We start from the raw sequence: 630 nt of genomic DNA, 5'->3' as shown, positions 1-630 counted from the left end.
CCTCGATCCACCGATTCGTATTCGTTTGGGCGGTGAGGGATAGACGAAATGCCCTGTCTGAGTGACAGAATGGGAATTGTCTAGGTTTCCATCCGTGCACGCAGAAGGGCATCTCGTAGATGCGATTGTCTCACAGTCATCCGGTCCGGTCTGCATCCTGTGATGATCCGAATCTCCTCGGCGCGGCGGGGTTGGTGCCGGTGATGACGTTGGCCGAGCAAGCGGGCCTGTCGGGGTTGGCTCTCGAGCATCTGACGGTGCCGACCGACAAGGGCGCCAATCCGGATCGGAAGGTGTTCTCGCTGGTCGCGGGCATGGTGGCCGGTGCCGACAGCATCGATGACATGGCCGTACTGCGGCACGGTGCGATGGGGAAGGTGTTCGACCATCCGTATGCCCCGTCGACGTTGGGGTCGTTTCTGCGCGAGTTCCGGTTCGGGCATGTCCGGCAATTGGATGCGATCGCCGCCCGCACGCTCGCTGGCCTGCACACCCACACCCCGGTACTGGCCGGGATCGACGGGCCGGTGATGGTCGACATCGACGACTCGATCATCGAGGTCCACGGCCCGGCCAAACAGGGCGCTGGGTTCGGCTACACCCGGGTACGGGGGCTCAACTCGGCGATCA

General features: G+C 63.3%; 1 pseudogene. It reads left to right on the top strand.

Annotated elements, in window-relative coordinates:
• Positions 1-119: 119 nt before the first annotated feature.
• Positions 120-630 (top strand): annotated as a pseudogene (locus tag A5777_RS15190) (IS1380 family transposase); the annotation flags it as partial.

Origin of the sequence: Gordonia sp. 852002-10350_SCH5691597, from assembly GCF_001665715.1 — a bacterium.
Lineage (GTDB): Bacteria > Actinomycetota > Actinomycetes > Mycobacteriales > Mycobacteriaceae > Gordonia > Gordonia sputi.
This window is presented reverse-complemented; position numbering and strand designations above follow the sequence as displayed.